At 19.8% G+C, this 22,459-nt stretch carries 15 protein-coding genes and 1 other RNA gene; 7 read left to right on the top strand and 9 right to left on the bottom strand.

Annotated features, from left to right (window positions below):
- Positions 1-12 precede the first annotated feature (12 nt).
- The 5 genes from lpdA to truA form a co-directional block, all read right to left on the bottom strand.
- Complete coding sequence (gene lpdA / locus AB4W58_RS00810) at positions 13-1,425, bottom strand: dihydrolipoyl dehydrogenase (RefSeq protein WP_367674198.1); 1,413 nt, start codon at positions 1,423-1,425, stop codon at positions 13-15.
- A 52-nt stretch (positions 1,426-1,477) separates the two neighbouring features.
- Positions 1,478-2,710 carry a 2-oxo acid dehydrogenase subunit E2 gene (locus AB4W58_RS00805; protein ID WP_367674244.1) on the bottom strand — a complete coding sequence of 411 codons (1,233 nt, stop codon included), beginning with the start codon at positions 2,708-2,710 and terminating at the stop codon, positions 1,478-1,480.
- A 26-nt stretch (positions 2,711-2,736) separates the two neighbouring features.
- Positions 2,737-5,403 (bottom strand): pyruvate dehydrogenase (acetyl-transferring), homodimeric type, encoded by a 2,667-nt coding sequence (gene aceE / locus AB4W58_RS00800; RefSeq protein ID WP_367674197.1) that lies wholly within the window; start codon positions 5,401-5,403, stop codon positions 2,737-2,739.
- Between the two features lie 522 nt (positions 5,404-5,925).
- A complete protein-coding gene (gene secA / locus AB4W58_RS00795) occupies positions 5,926-8,643 on the bottom strand; it encodes a preprotein translocase subunit SecA (RefSeq protein WP_367674196.1) in 2,718 nt (905 codons plus the stop codon).
- 241 nt (positions 8,644-8,884) lie between these two features.
- Positions 8,885-9,667, bottom strand: coding sequence for a tRNA pseudouridine(38-40) synthase TruA (gene truA, locus AB4W58_RS00790; protein ID WP_367674195.1), 783 nt, complete (start codon positions 9,665-9,667; stop codon positions 8,885-8,887).
- Between the two features lie 202 nt (positions 9,668-9,869).
- On the opposite strand from truA, the gene dksA reads away from it, so the two are divergent.
- The 5 genes from dksA (at position 9,870) to thrC (ending at position 17,814) form a co-directional block, all read left to right on the top strand.
- Positions 9,870-10,322: an RNA polymerase-binding protein DksA gene (gene dksA / locus AB4W58_RS00785; RefSeq protein ID WP_367674194.1), complete on the top strand. Its 453-nt coding sequence runs from the start codon at positions 9,870-9,872 to the stop codon at positions 10,320-10,322.
- Positions 10,323-10,481: 159 nt separating this feature from the next.
- On the top strand, positions 10,482-11,675 hold the full coding sequence (pcnB, locus tag AB4W58_RS00780) for a polynucleotide adenylyltransferase PcnB (RefSeq protein WP_367674193.1): 1,194 nt from the start codon (positions 10,482-10,484) through the stop codon (positions 11,673-11,675).
- Positions 11,676-13,103: 1,428 nt separating this feature from the next.
- Entirely contained in the window at positions 13,104-15,563 is a 2,460-nt protein-coding gene (gene thrA / locus AB4W58_RS00775; RefSeq protein WP_367674192.1) for a bifunctional aspartate kinase/homoserine dehydrogenase I, read from the top strand.
- A gap of 18 nt (positions 15,564-15,581) precedes the next feature.
- Positions 15,582-16,532: a homoserine kinase gene (gene thrB / locus AB4W58_RS00770; protein ID WP_367674191.1), complete on the top strand. Its 951-nt coding sequence runs from the start codon at positions 15,582-15,584 to the stop codon at positions 16,530-16,532.
- Positions 16,519-17,814, top strand: coding sequence for a threonine synthase (gene thrC / locus AB4W58_RS00765; protein ID WP_367674190.1), 1,296 nt, complete (start codon positions 16,519-16,521; stop codon positions 17,812-17,814). The genes thrB and thrC overlap by 14 nt, the downstream gene beginning before the upstream one ends.
- A gap of 57 nt (positions 17,815-17,871) precedes the next feature.
- Here thrC and ychF read toward each other — a convergent pair whose 3' ends face one another.
- The 3 genes from ychF to AB4W58_RS00750 form a co-directional block, all read right to left on the bottom strand.
- On the bottom strand, positions 17,872-18,921 hold the full coding sequence (gene ychF / locus AB4W58_RS00760; RefSeq protein WP_367674189.1) for a redox-regulated ATPase YchF: 1,050 nt from the start codon (positions 18,919-18,921) through the stop codon (positions 17,872-17,874).
- Positions 18,922-19,011: 90 nt separating this feature from the next.
- Positions 19,012-19,545, bottom strand: coding sequence for an aminoacyl-tRNA hydrolase (gene pth / locus AB4W58_RS00755; RefSeq protein WP_367674243.1), 534 nt, complete (start codon positions 19,543-19,545; stop codon positions 19,012-19,014).
- Positions 19,546-19,694: 149 nt separating this feature from the next.
- Complete coding sequence (locus AB4W58_RS00750) at positions 19,695-20,309, bottom strand: superoxide dismutase (RefSeq protein ID WP_367674188.1); 615 nt, start codon at positions 20,307-20,309, stop codon at positions 19,695-19,697.
- 293 nt (positions 20,310-20,602) lie between these two features.
- On the opposite strand from AB4W58_RS00750, the gene rnt reads away from it, so the two are divergent.
- Positions 20,603-21,256 carry a ribonuclease T gene (gene rnt, locus AB4W58_RS00745; RefSeq protein WP_367674187.1) on the top strand — a complete coding sequence of 218 codons (654 nt, stop codon included), beginning with the start codon at positions 20,603-20,605 and terminating at the stop codon, positions 21,254-21,256.
- 128 nt (positions 21,257-21,384) lie between these two features.
- Here the strand turns inward: rnt and grxD are convergent, their stop codons facing one another.
- Complete coding sequence (grxD, locus tag AB4W58_RS00740; RefSeq protein WP_367674186.1) at positions 21,385-21,720, bottom strand: Grx4 family monothiol glutaredoxin; 336 nt, start codon at positions 21,718-21,720, stop codon at positions 21,385-21,387.
- Between the two features lie 154 nt (positions 21,721-21,874).
- On the opposite strand from grxD, the gene ssrA reads away from it, so the two are divergent.
- Positions 21,875-22,271: a transfer-messenger RNA gene (ssrA, locus tag AB4W58_RS00735) on the top strand.
- The last annotated feature ends 188 nt before the right edge of the window (positions 22,272-22,459 follow it).

The raw sequence follows: 22,459 nt of genomic DNA, 5'->3' as shown, positions 1-22,459 counted from the left end.
TATTATAAAAAATTATTTTATATTTAATAAATCAGTCACTGTTCCTTCAAAAATTTTTGATGAAGAACTTATAGATTCATATAAAGTAGGATGAGCATGTATAGTTAAAGAAATATCAGAAACATCACAACCCATTTCTATAGCTAATGTAATCTCTCCTAACAATTCTCCTGCATTTCTTCCAATAATTATTCCACCAATAATCTGTTTAGTATTTTTATTAAATATTAATTTTGTTTTTCCTAAAGAAGAATTTGAAGCATGAGCCCTACCAGAAATATTCCATGGAAAAATAGATACAGCATATGGTATATTATTTTTTTCTGCTTCTTTTTCAGTAATTCCTACCCATGCTACTTCTGGATCTGTATAACAAATATTAGGAATAATTTTTGTATCAAAAAAATGATTTTTTCCAGAAATAACTTCGGCAGCAATATGTCCTTCATAAATACCTTTATGAGCTAGCATAGGATGACCAGAAACATCTCCTATAGCAAATATATGTGAAACATTTGTTTTACATTGTTGATCTGTAATAATATACTTTTGTTCATTTAACTGTACTTCTGTATTATTTAATTTTAAAGAATCTGTATTTGGAAATCTACCTATTGAAACAAGGATTATATCATAATAAATTTTTTTAATAATGTTTTTATTTTTAATTTTAACTAAAATTTTATCTTTTAAAAAATCAATACTTTGTAGAGAAGATTTTAACATCAAATTAAATTTTTCTTTAATAATTTTCATAAAAAAACTACTAATATCTATATCAACAGAAGGTAATATTGTATTAGAGCTTTCTATAACATCAACTACAGAACCTAAAGAACTATATACTGTTGCCATTTCTAAACCAATAATTCCTCCTCCAATAATTAACATACGATCTGGAATAAAAGGAATTTTTAAAGCATCTTGAGAATACCAAATTCTTTTATCTGATGATTTAATATATGGTAATTTTATTGATCTTGAACCTGAAGCAATAATAATATGCTTAAAATTTATAAAATAATTTGTATTTATACCATCATTTACAATGATTGTATTTTGGTTTAAAAAAGACGCATTTCCATGAATAATTTGTATATTTCTTTGACTAGATAAAATATTTAATCCATTATTCATTTTTTTAATAATAGATTTTTTCCAAATTTTTAAATTTTTTAAATCAAATTTAGGTTTTTTTAAAATAATATTTAAATCCATAAATTCTTGATATTCTTGTAAAAATCTTGCAAAATGTAATAAAGTTTTTGAAGGAATACATCCTGAATTTAAACAAACTCCACCTAAAACTTTACTTTTTTCTATTAAAATTGTTTTAATTCCTAAATCAGAAGCTCGAAAAGCAGCTGAATAACCTGCTGGGCCTCCTCCTATAACAACTAAATTAGTATTAATTTCTTTATTCATATTTTTAAAAACCCAAAAGTGATATAATTATATATTAAATTTAATTTAAAAATTAAAATAATATTTTATAAAAATTAGATAAATTTTTATTCAAATTTTGCATAAAAAGAGCACTATCTACTCCATTAATTACTCTATGATCATAAGATAACGATAAAGGTAATAATAAACGCGGTATAAAAGATTTTTTATTCCAAACTGGTTCTATCTTAGATCGAGATATACCTAATATTGCTACTTCCGGACAATTAATTATAGGTGTAAATTCTCCAACTTGAAAACCTCCTAAATTAGAAATAGTAAAACTTCCATTACTCATTTCATTTACCATTAATTTATTATTTCTAGATTTTTCTGATAAATATATTAATTCTTTAGTAATCTCTTTAATATTTTTTTTATTTGCATTTTTAATAACGGGTACTACAATACCGTCCTTAGTATTTACTGCAATACCTATATTAATATTTTTATTAACTATAATTCTATCCTTTTTTTGATGTAAAAAACTATTAAATTTATTAAATTTTAATAAATTTATTGCTATTGCTTTAATAATAAACGTTAATAATGTAAATTTTATATTTTTATTATGAAAATATTTATTAATTTTTTGTCTAAATTTCTCTAATTTAGTAATATCTACTTTATCAAATTGAGTAACATGAGGTACTTCTTTCCAATTTCTAGAAAAACGTTGATTTGAAAATTTCTGTATTGTACTAAGAAATAAATGATTTTGATTTATATCAAGATTATTTTTATTTATTTTATTTTTGGAAATATTAAAATCTTTTTTTAAAAATTTTTTTTTAGAAGTATTTTTTTCGGAACATAAATATCTTTCTACATCTTTTTTTAATACTCTATTTTTTCTTCCTGTCCCAGAAATTTTTGTAATAGATATATTCGATTTTCTACATAATCTTTTTACAGCAGGAGACGAACGTACTAAAATAGAAGTATAATTTTTCTTTTTAATATTTTGAGATGTACTACTACTGTGCGTGTGTAATTTAGTGTTGTGAATAAAATTTTTCTTATTATCTTTTATTTCTTTTAGTACTTTTAAAGTAATAATAGAAGTATTTAAATGTACTATATCTCCTTTTTTAACATAAATACTTTTTACAATACCACTTTTAGGAGATGGAATTTCAATTGATGCTTTTTGACCCTCTACAACAATTAATGTCTGATTTTTTTTTATTGTATCTTGAATATTTATTAAAACTTCTATTACTTCTGCTTTCTCTATACCAATATCAGGCATTTTAATTTTCATACTCACTTTAAAATTTACTCCTTATACTATAAACGCGGATTTATTTTATCTATATTAATATTAAATTTTTTTATAGCATCTAAAACTAATTGGACATTTATTTTTCCGCATTTATATAAATCTACTAATGCAGCTACTACAATATAATATTCATCTATCTCAAAATATTTACGAAGATTTTTTCTACTATCAGAACATCCATATCCATCAGTTCCTAAAACTCTATAAAATTTAGAAGGAATATATTTTCTTACTTGTTCAGCATATAATTTCATATAATCTGTAGATGCAATAGTAAGATGATTATTTAAAACAGAACTAATATATGGAACTTTAGGTTTAGATAATGGATTTAACATATTCCAACGATCACAATCTTGTCCATTTCTAGCTAATTCTGTAAAAGATGTAACACTATAAACATCTGATCCAATATGATAATTTTTAAATAAAATTTTAGCTGCTTTTCGAATAATATTTAATATTGATCCTGAACCTAATAATTGTAAGAAAATTTTTTTACTAGGATAAGTTTCTAACTTATATATTCCTTTACATATACCTTCTTCAATTCCATTTATTAATCCAGGCATTAAATAATTTTCATTTGTTGTAGTAATATAATAATAAATATTTTCTTGTTTTTCCCCATACATTCTATCTAAACCATTTTGAATAATAACCGCTACTTCATAAGCATATGCAGGATCATAAGAAATACAATTTGGAATAGTTAAAGATTGAATATGGCTATGACCATCTTCATGTTGTAAACCTTCTCCATTTAAAGTAGTACGTCCTGATGTACCACCTATTAAAAATCCTCGTGCTTGTTGATCACCTGCAGCCCAATATAAATCTCCAACTCTTTGAAAACCAAACATTGAATAATAAATATAAAATGGTATCATAGGAAAATTATTAGTACTATAAGAAGTAGCAGCAGCTAACCAAGACGCAGAAGCTCCTAATTCATTAATTCCTTCTTGTAAAATTTGCCCATTTTTATCTTCTTTATAATAAGATAATAATTCTTTGTCTTGCGGAATATAATTTTGACCATTAAAACTATAAATTCCAACTTTTCTAAATAAACCTTCCATACCAAATGTGCGTGCTTCATCAGCAATAATAGGAACAATTCTATCTTTTATATCTAAATTATTTAATAATATATATAACACTCGAACAAATGCAATAGTCGTAGAAATTTTTTTTGTTTGCGGTAAAAATAAAGATTTAAATTCAATTATTTTAGGAATTAATATATGTTCTGTAAAATTTTTTCGTCTTTTAGGAACATATCCTCCTAATTTTCTTCTTCGACTATGCAGATATTTATATTCATCAGAAAGCTTTGAAAAATTAATATATGGTAATTTTTTTAATTCTTTATCTAAAAAAGGAAGTTTAAAATTATCTCTAATATTTTTAATATCTTCAAAAGTTATTTTTTTAACTTGATGTGCGATATTTGCACCAGCAATATTATTTCCTAAACCATAACCTTTTATAGTATGAAAAAATATCACTACAGGTTTATTTTTAATTCTTTGAGCTTTTTTCAAAGCAGAATAAACTTTATTAAAATCATGACCTCCTCTATTTAAATTCCATATTTCATCATCAGTCATATTTTTTACTAGTTCTGTAGTTTCTGGATATTTCCCAAAAAAATTTTTTCTAATATATGCTCCATTTTTAGATCTAAAAGTTTGATAATCTCCATCTAAAGTTTCATTCATTAGTTGAATTAATCTTCCACTTTTATCTTTTTTCAATAATTTGTCCCAATTACTACCCCAAATTACTTTAATTGTTTCCCAACCTGCTCCATAAAAAAAACTTTCTAATTCATTAATAATTTTTCCATTACCAATAACTGGACCATCTAATCTTTGTAAATTACAGTTAATAATAAATATTAAATTATCCAAATTCTCACGAGAAGCAATATGAATAGCACCTTTAGATTCTGGTTCATCCATTTCTCCATCTCCTAAAAAAGCATATACTTTACGTTTTTTAAGTTTAATTAAATCTCTATTATGTAAATATTTTAAAAATTTTGCTTGATAAATAGCACAAATCGGTCCTAAACCCATAGATACTGTTGGAAATTGCCAAAAATCAGACATTAATTTAGGATGAGGATAAGAAGACAAACCATGTCCTCCTACTTCTTGCCGAAAATTATTTAATTTATCTTCAGAAATTCTATCTTCTAAAAAAGCTCTAGAATAAATACCTGGAGAAATATGTCCTTGAAAATAAATTACATCTCCTAAAAAAAATTTATTATCTGCATGAAAAAAATGATTAAAACATACTTCATAAATCACAGCAGAAGATTGAAAAGAAGCTAAATGTCCGCCTAAATCCAAATTTTTTTTTGAAGCTTTTAATACCATAACTATTGCATTCCAACGTACAGCATTACAAATATTTTGTTCTAATTTAAGATTACCAGGATAATTTTCTTCATTCACAACAGAAATAGTATTAATATAATCAGTAATTAATTCTTTTTTTAAATATGAATTAAAAATATTTTTATACTTTTTTAATATCGAATGAATTAAAAAAATTCCTCTACTATTTCCATCTTCTTTGATTATAGATTCCATAGAATCTATCCACTCTTTTGTTTCTATAGGATCTATATCAATATCTTTATAATTACTTGGAAACATAAAAATAAATACTCCTATTTTATTTAAAAAAAATAAAACATTTTAAAATTTATTTTTTGTAATAAAATAAACGATATTAAATAATAAGATATTTATTTAAATTTTTTATATAAAATAAAAAATAATTAAATTATTTCTATACATATTAAATTTAATTAAAATTTTTAAAATAATTTTTAAAAATATTATAATAAAAAATATTATTAAAAAAATAATTTTAAATATACAAAAAAAGTATTTAAATTTGAATTAATACAAATTTATAATATTAAGTATTTTTATATAAATTTTTTTTTATAATTTTATTTTTTTTTTTTTTTTTTGTTTTTATATAATTTTAAAAATAATGAATATTTTTCAAATATAAATAAATTATATAGTTATTACATAATAAAAAATAATATTACTTATATTTTTTATATTATAATAAAAATAAATTTTTATTCATTCAATAAAATATTAATATTATCTATAATATATTATTAATATAAAAAATTAATAAAAAATTTTATCAATAAAATTTTATTTTAAAATACCATGACAATGTTTATATTTTTTTCCTGATTTACAATGGCATAAACTATTTCTTAATGTATTTTTTGTAAGATTATCATATTCAATACAATAATCTTCAATATTTTTATTTTTTAAAAAATATTTTCTTGCTTTTTTAAGATATTTGTTATCAATAGAAAATTTATAATTTACTTCTTTATTTCCGTATGGATCAAATTGAGATAAATTAATTCGACTTAATTCTAAAATTACTTCATATTTTAATGACTCTAACATATTTGAAAAAATAATAAAAGATTCGCGTTTATATTCTAATTTCGGATCTTTTTGTGCATATCCTCTTAAATGAATTCCTTGTCTTAAATATTCCATATCAGATAAATGTTCTTGCCAAAATAAATCTAATTTTTTTAACATAATTGATTTTTCTATATTTCTCATATTTTCAAAACCAATTAAATTTTCTTTAATAAAATAATTTATTTGAAATTTTCTTAATATTAAATTTAAAATTTTATTTTTATAATATTCACTTTTTTTTTTAAAATAATCTGGAAAAACAATTTTTATATGAAATTTTTTTAATAAAAATTTTTCTAAGCAAAATAAATTATTTAAACTAGATTTCGCATCATTTAAATATAAATACTTTTCAATAACTGATAAAAAAACATCTTTAGATATATCTTTTATAGTATTCAAAATATGATCTTTATTTAGTAAAATATTTCTCTGTTTATATATTACTTTTCTTTGTTCATTAATAACATTATCATATTCTAAAAGTTGTTTTCTTACATCAAAATTTCTATTTTCAACTTTTTTTTGTGCATTTAAAATTGTTCGATCAATCCATGAACTTTCAATAGATTCACCATATTTCATGCCAATGGTTTTCATAAGATTTATAATTTTAATAGAAGAAAATATTCTTATTAACGAGTCTTCCATAGAAACATAAAATCTAGAAGATCCTATATCTCCTTGACGTCCAGAACGACCTTTTAATTGATTATCAATTCGTCTAGATTCATGTCTTTCAGTTCCAATAACATGTAAACCTCCTACAGATAACACTAATTTATGATTTTTTATCCAATCTTTGTGTGTAATATTAAAATTTTTATTTTTAATATTTGTATCTTTTTGATTTAAATTTTTATTTTCAAAATATCCACCTAAAATAATATCTGTTCCTCTACCAGCCATATTAGTAGCAATAGTTACAGCACCTATTTTTCCAGCTTGCGCAATAATTTCAGCTTCTTTTTTATGAAATTTTGCGTTTAAAACATTATGTTTAATACCTAAAATACTTAATTTTTTTGAAATTAATTCAGATTTTTCTATAGAAACTGTTCCAACTAATACTGGTTGTTTAGTACGATAACATTTTTGAATATCTTTAACAATTGCTTCAATTTTTTCTTTTTCTGTCATATATACTAAGTCTGATAAATCTCTTCGAATCATAGGACGATTAGTTGGAATTACTACAGTATCTAAATTATAAATCGTTCTAAATTCAAAAGATTCAGTATATGCAGTACCTGTCATACCAGATAGTTTTTTATATAATCTAAAATAATTTTGAAAAGTAATTGAAGCCAAAGTTTTATTTTCATTTTTTACTAAAACATTTTCTTTAGCTTCGATAGATTGATGTAAACCATCTGACCAACGTCTACCTTTCATAATTCTTCCTGTATGTTCATCTACTATTACAATATCTTGACCTTGTACTAAATAATCTATATCTCTAATAAATAATTTATGAGCTTTTAAAGAAGATATAATATGATGTAACAATTTTATATTAGTAGAAGAATATAATGATTCATTTTGATTCATAATTTTTTTTTGTACTAATATTTTTTCTACTTTTATTAATCCTCTTTCAGTTAAATACACTTGTTTTAACTCTTCATCTAAAAAAAAATCACCAACACCTGTGAATTCTTCTGTGTCATCTTTCTCTTGTTGTATTAAATGTAAAACTATTTTATTAATTTTAATATATAATTTAGAAGAATCTCTTTCTTCTCCTGAAATAATCAAAGGAGTTCGAGCTTCATCAATTAAAATTGAATCAACTTCATCAATTAATGCATAATTTAATTTTCTTTGTACTTGATTTTTTTTTGAAGTAACCATATTATCTCGTAAATAATCAAAACCAAACTCATTATTTGTACCATAAGTTATATCTGCTAAATACGCTTTTTTTTTTTTAGAAAAAGATAATTCAGGTAAATTTAATCCAACTGTTAATCCTAAAAATTCAAATAAAATTTTATTTTTATCTGAATCCCGTTTTGCTAAATAATCATTCATTGTAATAATATGAACTCCATCTCCTGAAAGAGCATTTAAATAAGCTGGCAAAGTTGATGTTAAAGTTTTTCCTTCTCCAGTTTGCATCTCAGATATACATAAATTATTTAAAACAATACCTCCTAAAATTTGTACATCAAAATGACGCATACCAAATACTCGAACACTTGCTTCTCTTACTGTAGCATAAGATTCTACTAACAAATCTTCTAATTTTTCTTTATTTTTTAAACGTTTTTTAAAAATTAATGTATTTTTTTTTAATCTTTTATCTGTAAAATTTTTATAAGTTGGTTCTAATTTATTAATTTTATCTACAATAATATTTAATTTATTTAATATTTTGTCATTTCTACTACTAAAAAACTTCTTAAAAAAATTTAAAAACATATTTTTTCTCTTAAATTAAAATTTAAATAACATTATTTAGAATACAAAATTATATTTTTATATAAAAAAATTTTAAAAATATTTAATAATTTTTTTAATATATCAATCTTTAAATTTTTGATATATAAAAATAAAATTTATACTTTAAAAATTTTATATAATAAAATTTTTTATTTAATTATATAAAATTTATTTTATTAATAAAAAATTTTTAAATATTAAAAAAAATTTCTCAAGCAAACTAAAAAAAATAATTTATATTTTGATTAGATATATTAAAACGCATAGGATAACTTACAGATAATAAATACAAACCTTTAGCTAATACTGTTGGACCAGAAATATTTCTATTTTTTATATTTAAAACATATAATAACCATGATTTACTTTTTCTACCACGTCCTATTTCAACTAAAGATCCAACAATATTCCGAACCATACGGTATAAAAAAGAGTTTGCAGTAATATCAATTACTATAAAATATTTTCTTATTCTATATACATTAATATATATAATTTTTCTAAAAGAACTATAAGATTGACATCGAGAAGCTCTAAAAGAAGAAAAATCATGTTCTCCAATTAAAATTTGACTAGATTGATACATTTTTTTAACATCTAAATCAAAAAAAATATTATTTACTCTATTTTGTAAAATAGATGATCTAATAGTATGATTATATATAATATAACGATAACTTCTTGAAATAGCAGAATAACGTGCATGAAAATCATTTAAAACATGTTGAACCCATATTACTGAAATGTCTTTAGGTAAAAAACTATTTACACCTTGTATCCAAGATTTTTTTTTTCTTTTAGAAATTGTTTTAAAGCTAATAACTTGATTATATGCATGTACTCCAGAATCAGTTCTTCCAGCACAAAAAATTTTAACTTTATGATTAGCTATTTTAGATATAGCATATTCTAATATATTTTTAATTGAATAAATTCGTATTTGACTTTCCCATCCATAATAATTACTTCCATCATATTCGATTCCAAAAGCTAAATTGAACATATATTAACACCTTATTACAAATAAATTTAATTTAAACTAAAAATTTTAAAAACTTAAAAATATTTAAAAAAATTACAAAAAATTTTAAGTTTTTTTTAAAATGAAATATTTCATTTCATATTATAAATATCTAATGTATATTATAAAATCTGTAAATAATGTTATATTTTTAATTTTTAAAAATTTTATTAAGGATTATATTATGCATAAAAAAAAAAAAATAAAAAAATCTTCTTTAAGTATTCTTTCAATTGCAGGAGTATCTTCATATAAAAGTAAAAAAAATGAAAAATATATGAATCCTAAACAAATTAATCATTTTAAAACTATTCTTGAAACATGGAAAAAACAACTTAATACAAATAAAAAAGATGTATATGATATTTCTAAAAAATCTTCTAATTTTCCAGATCCAATTGATAGAGCTGTACAAGAAGAAGAATTTAATTTAGAACTAAGAAATAGAGATAGAGAAAATAAATTAATTAAAAAAATTAATAGAACTTTAAAACAAATACAATCAAAAGAATTTGGTTATTGTTTTTCTTGTGGAGTAAAAATTGGAATTAAACGATTAGAAGCTAGACCTACTGCCAATTTATGTATTGACTGTAAAACACTCGAAGAAATAAGAGATAAACAAATTCTAGGATAACCTTAAAAAAGATAGTGAAAAGGATATAATCTTATTTCACTATCATAGTTATAATTTTTTTAAATAAAAATTGTATTATTTACATAAAAAAATATAAAAATTACTACTAAAAGTCAATATATAAATAAACAAAAAATACATTACTAGAAATAAAATCATATGAGAATAATTACTAAAAAAAAACATAATATATCTCGAAATAAAATAAGTAAAAATGCAATTAAAATTTTATTTAGATTACATAAATCAGGTTATGAAGCTTATCTCGTAGGCGGAAGTGTAAGAGATCTTATTATAGGAAATCAACCAAAAGATTTTGATTTAGCTACTAGCGCTACTCCATTAGAATTACAAAAGTTATTTAAAAACTGTCGATTAATCGGAAGAAGATTTCAAATTGCCCATATTATGTTTAAAAAAGAAACAATAGAAGTATCTACGTTTAGAGGCCATCATCATAATAAAAATCATAAAAAAATTTATAAAAAAAAAGATAAATCAGGAATTCTGTTATACGATAATATTTTTGGACAAATAGAAGAAGATGCACAAAGAAGAGATTTAACTATTAATACTTTATATTTTAATGTAATAGATTTAAGTATTCGTGATTATGTAGGAGGTATTCAAGATATAAAAAAGAAAATAATTCGATTAATTGGAAATCCCGAAATAAGATACCGAGAAGATCCAGTAAGAATACTTAGAGTAATTAGATTTTCTGTACAATTAAATATGAAAATAGAAAAAAGAACTGCAGCAGCCATTCCTAAATTATCTAAATTAATATCGCATGTACCATCAGCTAGATTATATAATGAATTAAATAAACTTTTACAAATGGGATTTGGATATCAAGCTTATCAAAAACTTAAAAATTTTTCTTTATTAAAAATAATTTTTCCTTTTCCTTTTCTATATTATAATAATAAAATTAATTTCTTAATTAAAAAATTAATTATTTATATTTTAAAAAAAAATGATCAAAGATTTCAAAATAAAAAAAAAAATAATGTATCTCTTTTATGGTCTGCAATATTATGGTATCCATATATTTTTAATATCATAAAAATAAAAAAAAAAAATAAAATTACTCATGTAAATGCTATACGTCTTTCTTTAAAATTTATTTTGAAAAAAGCATCTTTTCTATTATCCATACCTAAAAAAATTATCAATCAAATTAAAGAAATATGGAAAATATTAACTTTCATTACTTATAATAAAAAAAAAATTCCATGGAAAATAAAAAAAAATAAAATCTTTTATCAAGCATATATTTTATACATTTTAAAAACAAATCTTGAAAAAAAATATTTAAAAAGAAAATATAAAAATAATTTTTTTAAATAAATTTATCACAAAAATTAATTATAAACACATAGAATTTATATTCTAAATTCAAAAAATTTTATTTTTTCATGATATAATTTTATTAAAATTTATATACATTTTTAAAATATATGTATTTATCTTTTTATTTTTTTTAAATTTAAAATATCTATAAAAATATTTTAATACATTAAAAAAAATTTTTATCAAATATAATTAAATAAATATCTTAACAATAAGTATTTATTTTACAAATATATTTATTTAATTAAAAATATTTATTAATTATAAAATAATTCTTTGATATGAAAACATAAAAGAGATTCATATTTAACAATGTATAATTAAAAAAATTAATTAAATATTAAATATTTAATATAAATTAAATGAATTATTTTAAAAAAATCTCTTTATAAATAATAGTATTTATATTTGATAAATATAAAATATTTATATACAACTTAAATATTAAAAAATTATTTTGTAAAATATTATACATTATAAATAAATTATTTAAAATTTAAAAAATTTATTACTTATATTGTATTAAAACTAAAATATAAAAATATTATATGGTAATAACCATAGAATTTAGAATAATCTATATAATTATCTATATAAAAATAACTTGTTATAGAAAAAATCCTACATAATCTATTTCTTCTCTGTATTATTTTTTATCTAAAATAACGTAATATAGATAAAAATTTTAATTTTATTCAACTTTAACAATTTCAAAAATTTATTTAAAATATATAAAGAATCAATAATATTTTCTATAAAAAAAGTTTTTATCATAAATACTATGATCTAAATTTTTTAATATTTTTATATCTAAATTAAAAAAATTTTTATTTAAATCAATCAAAGTAATAAATTCAAAAAATATATTTAATAATTTATTTGAATAGCTTGATATAAATTTGCAATAAAAAAATAATTTTTTTATAAACATATTGAAATTATTTTATTACAAAAACTTTTTTTAATTTTTTAGAAATGTATATTTATAATTCTATTATTATAGAATTTTACATATATATAGGTATAACAACTTCTATAAAATTTTTTATATATTAATTTTATATTTTATTTAATACAAATATTTATGCAAAAGATAATAAATAATTTAAAAAGAAAAATATTATAAAAAAATTAAATAAATTTATAATTTATAGTACATAAAATTTTATAATATACTAAAATAATAAATTTTTCTATATTAGAATATAAAAAATAGAAATTTATAAGTGTAACTAAAACATTTTATAAATATAATTGTATTCATAAATAAAAAAGAAAAATAAAATATTATGATAAAAAAATTTTAATAAAATTATCAAAAATTTTAAATTACATCGAAAATCTATAGATTTAAAAAATTATAAAAAACTTAAATTAAAAAAAAATTATATAATTTAAAAAATTATTAAAATAGGACAATTTAAAATGACTCATGTTTTAAAATTTGGAGGAACTTCATTAGCTGATGCAAAAAAAATTACATTCGTATCAAAAATTATTGAAGAAAAATCTAAAATAAAAAAAACTGCTGTAGTATTATCTGCTCCAGCAACTATTACAAATTCTTTAGAAAAAGTAATACAGTTGTCTTTAATCAAAGATAAAAATTATAAAAAAGAAATTGAAAATATAAAAAATAAATTTTATACCATAGTTCAAGATATTTATAAAAATAATAAAAAATTTTTATTAAAAAAAATAATAAAAAAAATCAATCATGAAATTTTATTTTTAAAAAATACTTCTAAAAATATATATCTTTTAAATCAATGTTCTGATTATATATTTGCTCAAGTTATATCTCGAGGAGAAATATTATCTACACAAATTATGAAAAATATATTATTTACTAAAGGTCATAGTGTTAAATTAATTAATCCAGTAAAAAATATTTTAGCTGAAGGAAATATTTTAGATTCTTACGTTAATATTTCTAAATCTATAAGAAAAATTCAAAAAATAAATTTTTTAAAAAATTCTATTATTTTAATGCCAGGATTTATAGCAGGAAATAAAAAAAAAGAATTAGTTCTATTAGGTCGTAATGGTTCAGACTACTCAGCAGCTATATTATCCGCTTGTATTAAATCTAAACTATGTGAAATTTGGACTGATGTTGATGGAATTTTAACTTGTGATCCAAAAATTGTTCCTAACGCTAAAATTATAAAAAAAATTTCATATAAAAATATTATGGAAATATCTAATTTAGGAGCTAAAGTACTTCATCCGAAAACTATTTATCCATTAGAAAAATTTAATATTCCTTGTTATATAAAAAATACATTTAATAAAAATTTTATTGGAACTAAAATTTCAAATTATAAAAATAAAAAAATAAAAAATATATATCCAAATATCGCTTATATAGAAGATATAAATATATTTATAATTAAAACATTAAATCCTAAAAATATAAATAAAATATATAAAAATTTACTTAAAATTAATAAAAAAAACTCTATAATATTATTTTTATCTATAAATTTAATTCATATACCATCTATAAACGTTTATTTTAAAGAAAAAAATTTTAAAAAAATAGATTTTATAATTAAAAATTTAATTTTTAATAAAGAAAAAATATATAAAAAAAAAATTTATAAAAAAATTTCTATTATTTCAATTATACAAAATAAATTAAATAAAAAAAGAATAATTCAAAATTTAAATCAAATTTTATATGATTTAAATATAAAAACTATGTTTGATCTACAAAATTTTTCAAATAATTCTATTTCTTTAATTATTAAATCTAAATATCAAAACCAAATTATAAATTTATTACATGAAAAAATAATAAATAATTATAAAATTATTCAAATATTTTTATTTGGAATTGGAGGAATAGGGAAAACTTTAATTAAACAAATACATCGAGAAAAAATATCTTTAAAAAAGAAAAATATTGTAATTAAAATATGTTTAATTTCTAATTCTAATAAAATACTATTTCAAAAAAATGGAATAAAAATTAATACATGGAAAAAAAAATTTAATACTATTACAACAAAATATCTTAAAGAAAAATTTCTTATTAATAAAATAAAAAAAATTATTAAAAAAAATAATTTTATCAACCCTTCTATTGTAGATTGTACGTCTAGTAACGAACTCTCTAAAAAATATTTATACTTCATTAAAAATAAATTTAACATTATTACTGCAAACAAAAAATTTAATACTGGAAATATGATCGACTATAAAAATATTAGAAAAAAAACTTATACAAATAATAAAAAATTTTTTTATGAAACAAACGTTGGAGGAGGCTTACCAATTATTCAAACTATTCAAAATTTAAAACAAACAGGAGATAAACTTATAAGTTTTAAAGGAATATTATCTGGTTCTTTATCATTTATCTTTGGAAAATTAGAAGAAAAAATATTATTTTCAGACGCTATTAAGCAAGCTAAAAAAAAAGGACTAACAGAACCTGATCCAAGAGAAGATTTATCTGGATTAGATGTAGCAAGAAAATTATTAATTATAGCTAGGGAGTTTGGATATTCGCTAGAATTAAAAGATATTAAAATTAAAAAAATTTTACCTCAATTATGTAATTCAAATATTAATATTCAAAAATTTTTACAAGAAACTAAAAATTTTAATCGATATTTTTTAAAAAAAATCAAAATTGCCAAAAAGAATTGTAAAAAAATAAAATTCATTGGAAAAATTAGTAATACAGGAAAATGTACAGTACAACTTGAAGAAGTAGATATAAAAGATCCATTATATGAAATTAAAAATGGTGAAAATGCATTATCTTTTTATACAAAATATTATCAACCTATGCCATTAGTAATTAGAGGATATGGAGCCGGAAAAAAAGTAACTGCATCTGGAGTTTTATCTGATTTATTAAAAACTGTAGTATAAATTATCTGGAGTTCAATAATGATAAAAATATATGCACCAGCTTCAATTGGGAATTTAAGTGTAGGTTTTGATATACTAGGCGCTGCTATTGCTCCAATTCAAAATAAATATTTAGGAGATATGGTGACTATTAAATCTTCTAAAAAATTTCAATTAACAAATACCGGAAAATTCTCTCAAGAACTACCAATATCTACATATGATAATTTAACTTGGAAAGCATGGAATATATTTTGTAAAAAAATTAAAAAAAAAAAAAATGTAAATATTATACTTGAAAAAAATCTTCCTGTAAGTTCAGGATTAGGATCAAGCGCATCTTCTATTGTAGCTACTTTAGTTGCTTTAAATATATTTTTTAAAAAACCTTTAAAAGAAAAAGAATTAATACAATTAATGGGTATATTAGAAAAAGACGTTTCAAGTGCAATACATTATGATAATGTTGTTCCTTCTTATCTTGGCGGTATTAAATTAATTTTAGAAAAAAAAAATAATATTTATCAAAATATACCCTACTTTAAAAATTGGTTTTGGGTTATTGCATGGCCTGGAATTAAATTATCTACATCTAAATCTAGATCTGTTTTACCTCATTCTTATTCTAAACAAGATTGTATACAAAATAGCAAAAATTTATCATGTTTTATACATGCTTTACATACTAAACAAAGTAATTTAGCTGCATCATGCATGCATGATGTTATAGCAGAACCATACAGAAAAAAACTTTTAAAAAATTTTTCTCTACATAAAAAAAATGTTCAAAAAATAGGTTCTATAGCATATGGAATTTCAGGGTCTGGACCAACAATTTTTTCTATTTGTGAAAATAAAATCATAGCAAAAAAAATACAAAAATATTTTTTAGAAAACTATATTCAAAATAAAAAAGGATTTTCTTATATATGTCAAATAGATTCAATAGGTGCTAGAAAAATAGGAAAAAAATCTAATGAAATTATATAATCTTAAAGATAAAAAAGAAAAAGTAAATTTTTCGCAAGCTGTAAAATTTGGATTAGGAAAAAAACAAGGATTATTTTTTCCTAAAAAATTACCAGTATTTTCTAAAAAAAAAATTCAAACATTATTAAATAAAAAATTTGTATCTCGTAGTCAAGAAATTTTATCTATTTTAATAGGATCTGAAATTAAAAAAAATAAAATTAAAGATAGTGTTAAATCTGCATTTAATTTTTCTGGACCTAAAATAGTAAATATTACAAATAATATTTATTGTATGGAATTATTTCATGGCCCAACATTAGCTTTTAAAGATTATGGTGCAAAATTTATGGCTCAAATACTATCTTGCTTGAATAAAAAAGAAAATCAATCAATAACTATATTAACTGCAACTTCTGGAGATACAGGTGCGGCTGTAGCTCATGCATTTTATAAAATGAAAAATATTAAAGTAGTTATACTATATCCTAAAGGAAAAATTAGTGATATACAAAAAAAATTATTCTGTACATTAGGAAATAATGTTACAACTATATCAGTCAATGGAAGTTTTGATGAATGTCAAAAATTAGTTAAAAAAGCTTTTTATGATAATGAAATTAAAGAAAAAACACGACTAAATTCTGCTAATTCAATAAATGTTAGTAGACTATTTGCACAAATATGTTATTTTTTTGAAATTTTTCATTTACTTCCTCAAAATTTACAAAATAATTTAGTAATTTCTATACCATGTGGTAATTTTGGAAATTTAACAGCAGGTCTGTTATCTAAATCTATGGGTTTACCTATTAAAAAATTTATTTTAGCAACAAATTCTAATAACACTGTACCACGCTATCTAGATACAGGAATTTGGAATCCTTATAAAACTATTTCTACTATCTCTAATGCAATGGATATTAGTCGACCAAACAATTGGCCTCGAGTAGAAGAAATTTTTCGTAAAAAAAAATGGAATATTAAAGAATTAAAATATGGATATGTTTCTGAAAAAAAAACTCAAAAAAATATCAAAAATTTATACACCAAATATAAATATATTTCTGAACCTCATGCTTCTGTTGCATATACTGTATTAAAAAAAAAAATAAATCCAGATGAATATGGAATTTTTTTAGGAACAGCGCATCCAATTAAATTTAAAGATACAGTAGAAAAAATTTTAAATATTAAATTAAAACCTAAAAAAAATATTTCTGATATTTTGCATTTAAAAGATTTATCTTACAATATAGAACCAAAATTTAATGCATTAAAAAAAATTTTATTAAAAAAATAAAATCTTAAATTAGAGAGGAAAAATCCTCTCTATAAATTTTAATAAATAGGAAAAATTTTATATATTAAATAAAAAATGAATAATATCTCCATCACGAACTATATATTTTTTACCTTCTAATCTTAATTTTCCTGCTTTTTTTACATTTATTTCAGATTTATATCGAATAAAATCTTCATAACTAATTACTTTTGCTCTAATAAAACCTTTTTTAAAATCACTATGTATAATTTTTGCTACTTTAATAATTTTAGAATTTTTTATGAAAGACCATGCTCGAACTTCTTTTTGACCTACTGTAAAAAAAGTTTCTAAATTTAAAATTTTATATATTGCAATAATAATTTCATTTAATTCTATATAATTTTGTGAATCTCTATCAGCATTATTTTTAATTATTTCTGGACAAATTACATTTTTTAAATCTTTTTTCAAAAAATTTTTTACTTTATCTAAAAAAATATTATTAGAAGTATTTTTATGTATATTAATTAAAAAAATAGTTGGTTTTAATGTTAAAAATTTAAATTTATTAATTAAAATTTTTTCTTTTAAAGAAAAATCTAATGTACGTAATAAATAAAATTTGTTTAAATATAACAAACATTTTTTTAATAAATTTTTTTCTTCAACTAATTCATTTTTATTTAAAGTTTTATTTTTTTGAAGTCTCAAAAGATTTTTTTCACAAATTTCTATATCCGAAAAAATTAATTCTGTATTAATAATATTAATATCACGTATTGGATTAATAGAATTTTCAACATGCATTATATTATCATCTTTAAAAACTCTAACTACATGAATTAAAGCATCTACTTCTCTAATTTGATTTAAAAATTTATTTCCTAATCCTTCTCCTTTTGAAGCTCCTTTAACTAGTCCAGCAATATCAACTATCTTTATTATAGTTGAAATTAATTTACTTGGATTAACAATATTTTTTAAAGTAATCAACCTATTATCATAAACTTGAGAAAATCCTATATTTGGAGAAATGGTACAAAAAGGAAAATTTAAAGATGATACTTTAGATTTAGTTAAAATATTAAAAATAGTAGACTTACCTACATTAGGTAATCCAATTACTCCACATTTTACATGCATAATTTATGCCTTAAATTAAAAATATTTAAATATAATTTATATAAAAAATTTTAAAAAAAAGAATACTAAAAAATTTTTTATTAAATAAATTTAATTATTTTTAATATTTACAGAGAAAATTGAATGAATTGATTTATTAATAGATTTCAAAATTTTTTTTTTTTCATTTAATCTAGGTTTAGAAAGTACAAAACTAGAAACATCTTGTTCTTTATGAGGACGACCAATACCAATTGATAAACGTGTGTAATAAATTTTTTTTTTAAATATTTGAATAATATTTTTTAAACCTTTATGTCCATTACTTCCATAACCATATTTAAATTTTAAAATACCAGGAGATAAATCTAATTCATCATGAACTACTAAAATTTCACTTAAATTAATATTATAAAAGCTTGATATCTGAAATATAGCTAAACCATTTAAATTCATAAAAATATTTGGAATAAACAATATAATTTTTTTTTTTAAAAAAAAAATTTTACTTATATATCCAGAAAATTTTTTACTATTTTTAAAATTTTCATTAAAAAAATTAGATAACAATTTTAAATACCATATTCCCACATTATGACGAGTATGATTATATTTTTTAAAAGGATTTCCTAATCCTACTATCATTTTTATCTTATGCATAATTATTATCCAAAAAATTTTCTATAAAATTTTTTAAAATACAATCACATTTAATTATAAATTAATATAATATTTATATTTACATTCCTAAAAAAATAAATAAAATATTAATATTAATTTATATAAAAATAATTTTAATATTTTAAATATTGTGTACTAGCTTCGTCCCAATTAATAACATTAAAATATGCTTTAATATAATCTAGTTTATTATTTTGATATTTTAAATAATATGAATGTTCCCATAAATCTAAAACAATAATAGGGAAACCTTTAGTTATTATAAAATCATAATTCATTAATGGATTATCTTGATTAGAAGTAGTGGTAATTAATAAATTACCATTTGATTTCACTAACCATACCCATCCTGAACCAAAATGATTCATCGCCTGTCGTATAAATTCTTTTTTAAAATTTTCTATACTTAAAAAATTTTTTTCGATAGATTTTTTTAATTCTCCTTGTAAAATAGTATTTTTTTTTAAATTTTTCCAAAAAAAACTATGATTAAAATGACCTCCTAAATTATTTCTTACTAAAGTTTGATATTTTTTAGGTAAAATATGTAAATTAGATAATAATTTTTTTTGTGTATAATTTAAAAACTCTGTTTTAGATAACACATTATTTAAATTATTAATATATGTTTGATGATGTTTAGTATGATGAATTTTCATAGTTTGTGCATCAAAATAAGGCTCTAAATCATTATACTTGTATTTTAATTTAGGTAATTTATATATCATGAATTTTACTCCAAAAATGTTTTAAAAATAAAATTTTTCAATATACTATGTTTAACGTTTTATATAAATTTCTTACATATTTTTAAATATTTAATTAAATTTAAAATATTTAATTGTAAAAATTTATTTATTATTCTTAACATTATAAGATGAATATGTTAAATTTTAAATTAAAAAATTAAATTAATTTAATAAATATAAAACGTATATTTTATAAAAATTTTTTAAAATAAATTATTATATTTAAAAAATTAGTATCTATTAAATATTAATATATTTATTATGGAATCAAAATGTATAAAAAAAAAAAAAAAAGTTTATTAAGCAAAAGATTTAGAACATTTTATCCAGTTGTTATTGATGTGGAAACAGCTGGTTTTAATCCTATGACTGATGCATTGCTTGAAATTGGAGTTATTACATTAACAATGAATAGCTATGGATGGCTTAAAATTGATAAAAAAATACATTTTCATATTAAACCTTTTGAAGGATCTTTAATACATAAAGAAGCCCTATCTTTTAATAAAATAGATCCATTTAACCCTTTTAGAGGTGCAATTAGCGAAAAACAAATGTTAAAAGAAATTTTTAAAATTGTTTCTAAAGGAATTAAAAAATATGGATGTAGTAAAGCTATTATTGTTGGTCATAATGTAACTTTTGATCATAATTTTATTATGGCTGCATCTCATAGAACAAAATCTATAAATAATCCATTCCATGCATTTTCTACTTTTGATACTGCTTCTTTAAGTGGATTAACTGTAGGTCAAACTGTTTTATCAAAAGCTTGCCGAGCAATGGGAGTATCTTTTGATAATAACCAAGCACACTCTGCTGTATATGATACATTAAAAACAGCGAATTTATTTTGTAAAATTGTAAATCTTTGGAAAAAAATAGGCGGTTGGCCTATTAAAAATAAAAAAATGGAAGAGATATAAAAAAATATATTTTAAAAAAACTTAATATTCAAAAAATATATAATATAAGATATGATGAAATAAATTTATACATCATATCTCATGATATTATAAAATATAGACGTTATACAAATTTTTTTATTTTACTTTCATAAAATATTTTTTTTATTTTTATATAGAGATTTTTCTAAAATCTTTTTTAATTGTCCATTCTCAAACATCTCCATCATAATATCACTACCACCTATTAAATTACCTGAAACCCATAATTGAGGAAAAGTAGGCCAATTAGAAAATTTAGGTAATGCAGAACGAATATCTGAATTTTGTAAAATATCAATATACGCAAATTTTACTTTTAAAGCTAACAAAATATTTATAGCTCTTGAAGAAAAACCACAACTAGGAAACTCTGGAGAACCTTTCATATAAATAATAATAGGATTAATAGAAATTTGATGTTGTATTTTAGAAATTATGTTCATATATAACACCTTAAATAGATATTTAAATTTTATTATTTTTTTTATAAAAAATTAATTTTATGAATAATATTGTATTATGACATAATATAATATTATAATATTAACAAAATAATTTTTTTAAATTTAAAAAATTTTTTATATCATATTAATAAATGGGGTTGATTTTGGATTTGACAAAAAATTTATTTACTAATGCGCATGAAGAGGTTCGGTTTGCCTCTTTAAAAAACCGAAAAAAAATATCTGCAAAAAATAAACAAAATTACGCTTTAGCAGCTTAAAAACTGTTTTAAAAGCCCATTTAAATCTTTATTTGTTTTTTTAATCTTTTACAAAAAAAAGATAAAATTCTTTATAAATGGTCAAAAAAAATAAGAGATTAAATTTTTAAGTTTATGTTTTGGCTTAATAATATTTCAATAAAAACATTACGTTCTTTTTAAATGTCTTTAATAAGAAAAGAATAAAAAAAAATAAATATAAGACTAATCATGTAGTGCTTAAGTAAAATAAATTTTTTTGGACGCGGGTTCAAATCCCGCCAACTCCAATTTTTAACTAAATAACTATTAAAATTTATATTTTTAAATAAAAATTTTAAATATTTTTTTATTAAATTTATATAAAATATATGTTTAATTTATATTTATTTATTAAAAATTTTTTATTATCAATATCTATTTACATTAAATTCATATAATTTCTGTTTAAAATTTGATTAACTTTAATACTTTATAAA

The sequence above is a fragment of the Buchnera aphidicola (Chaitophorus sp. 3695) genome (assembly GCF_964058985.1).
GTDB classification, from domain to species: Bacteria; Pseudomonadota; Gammaproteobacteria; order Enterobacterales; family Enterobacteriaceae; genus Buchnera_J; species Buchnera_J aphidicola_BQ.
This window is presented reverse-complemented; position numbering and strand designations above follow the sequence as displayed.

Excerpts from the sequence above, each read along its gene's own strand:
- lpdA (WP_367674198.1), bottom strand. The coding sequence starts at position 1,425 with ATGAATAAAGAAATTAATACTAATTTAGTTGTTATAGGAGGAGGCCCA.
- pth (WP_367674243.1), bottom strand. The coding sequence starts at position 19,545 with ATGATAGTAGGATTAGGAAATCCTTTTAAAAAATATAATCATACTCGT.
- aceE (WP_367674197.1), bottom strand. The coding sequence starts at position 5,403 with ATGTTTCCAAGTAATTATAAAGATATTGATATAGATCCTATAGAAACA.
- AB4W58_RS00805 (WP_367674244.1), bottom strand. The coding sequence starts at position 2,710 with ATGAAAATTAAAATGCCTGATATTGGTATAGAGAAAGCAGAAGTAATA.
- thrB (WP_367674191.1), top strand. The coding sequence starts at position 15,582 with ATGATAAAAATATATGCACCAGCTTCAATTGGGAATTTAAGTGTAGGT.
- ychF (WP_367674189.1), bottom strand. The coding sequence starts at position 18,921 with ATGCATGTAAAATGTGGAGTAATTGGATTACCTAATGTAGGTAAGTCT.
- AB4W58_RS00750 (WP_367674188.1), bottom strand. The coding sequence starts at position 20,309 with ATGATATATAAATTACCTAAATTAAAATACAAGTATAATGATTTAGAG.
- truA (WP_367674195.1), bottom strand. The coding sequence starts at position 9,667 with ATGTTCAATTTAGCTTTTGGAATCGAATATGATGGAAGTAATTATTAT.
- secA (WP_367674196.1), bottom strand. The coding sequence starts at position 8,643 with ATGTTTTTAAATTTTTTTAAGAAGTTTTTTAGTAGTAGAAATGACAAA.
- rnt (WP_367674187.1), top strand. The coding sequence starts at position 20,603 with ATGTATAAAAAAAAAAAAAAAAGTTTATTAAGCAAAAGATTTAGAACA.
- pcnB (WP_367674193.1), top strand. The coding sequence starts at position 10,482 with ATGAGAATAATTACTAAAAAAAAACATAATATATCTCGAAATAAAATA.
- grxD (WP_367674186.1), bottom strand. The coding sequence starts at position 21,720 with ATGAACATAATTTCTAAAATACAACATCAAATTTCTATTAATCCTATT.
- dksA (WP_367674194.1), top strand. The coding sequence starts at position 9,870 with ATGCATAAAAAAAAAAAAATAAAAAAATCTTCTTTAAGTATTCTTTCA.
- thrC (WP_367674190.1), top strand. The coding sequence starts at position 16,519 with ATGAAATTATATAATCTTAAAGATAAAAAAGAAAAAGTAAATTTTTCG.
- thrA (WP_367674192.1), top strand. The coding sequence starts at position 13,104 with ATGACTCATGTTTTAAAATTTGGAGGAACTTCATTAGCTGATGCAAAA.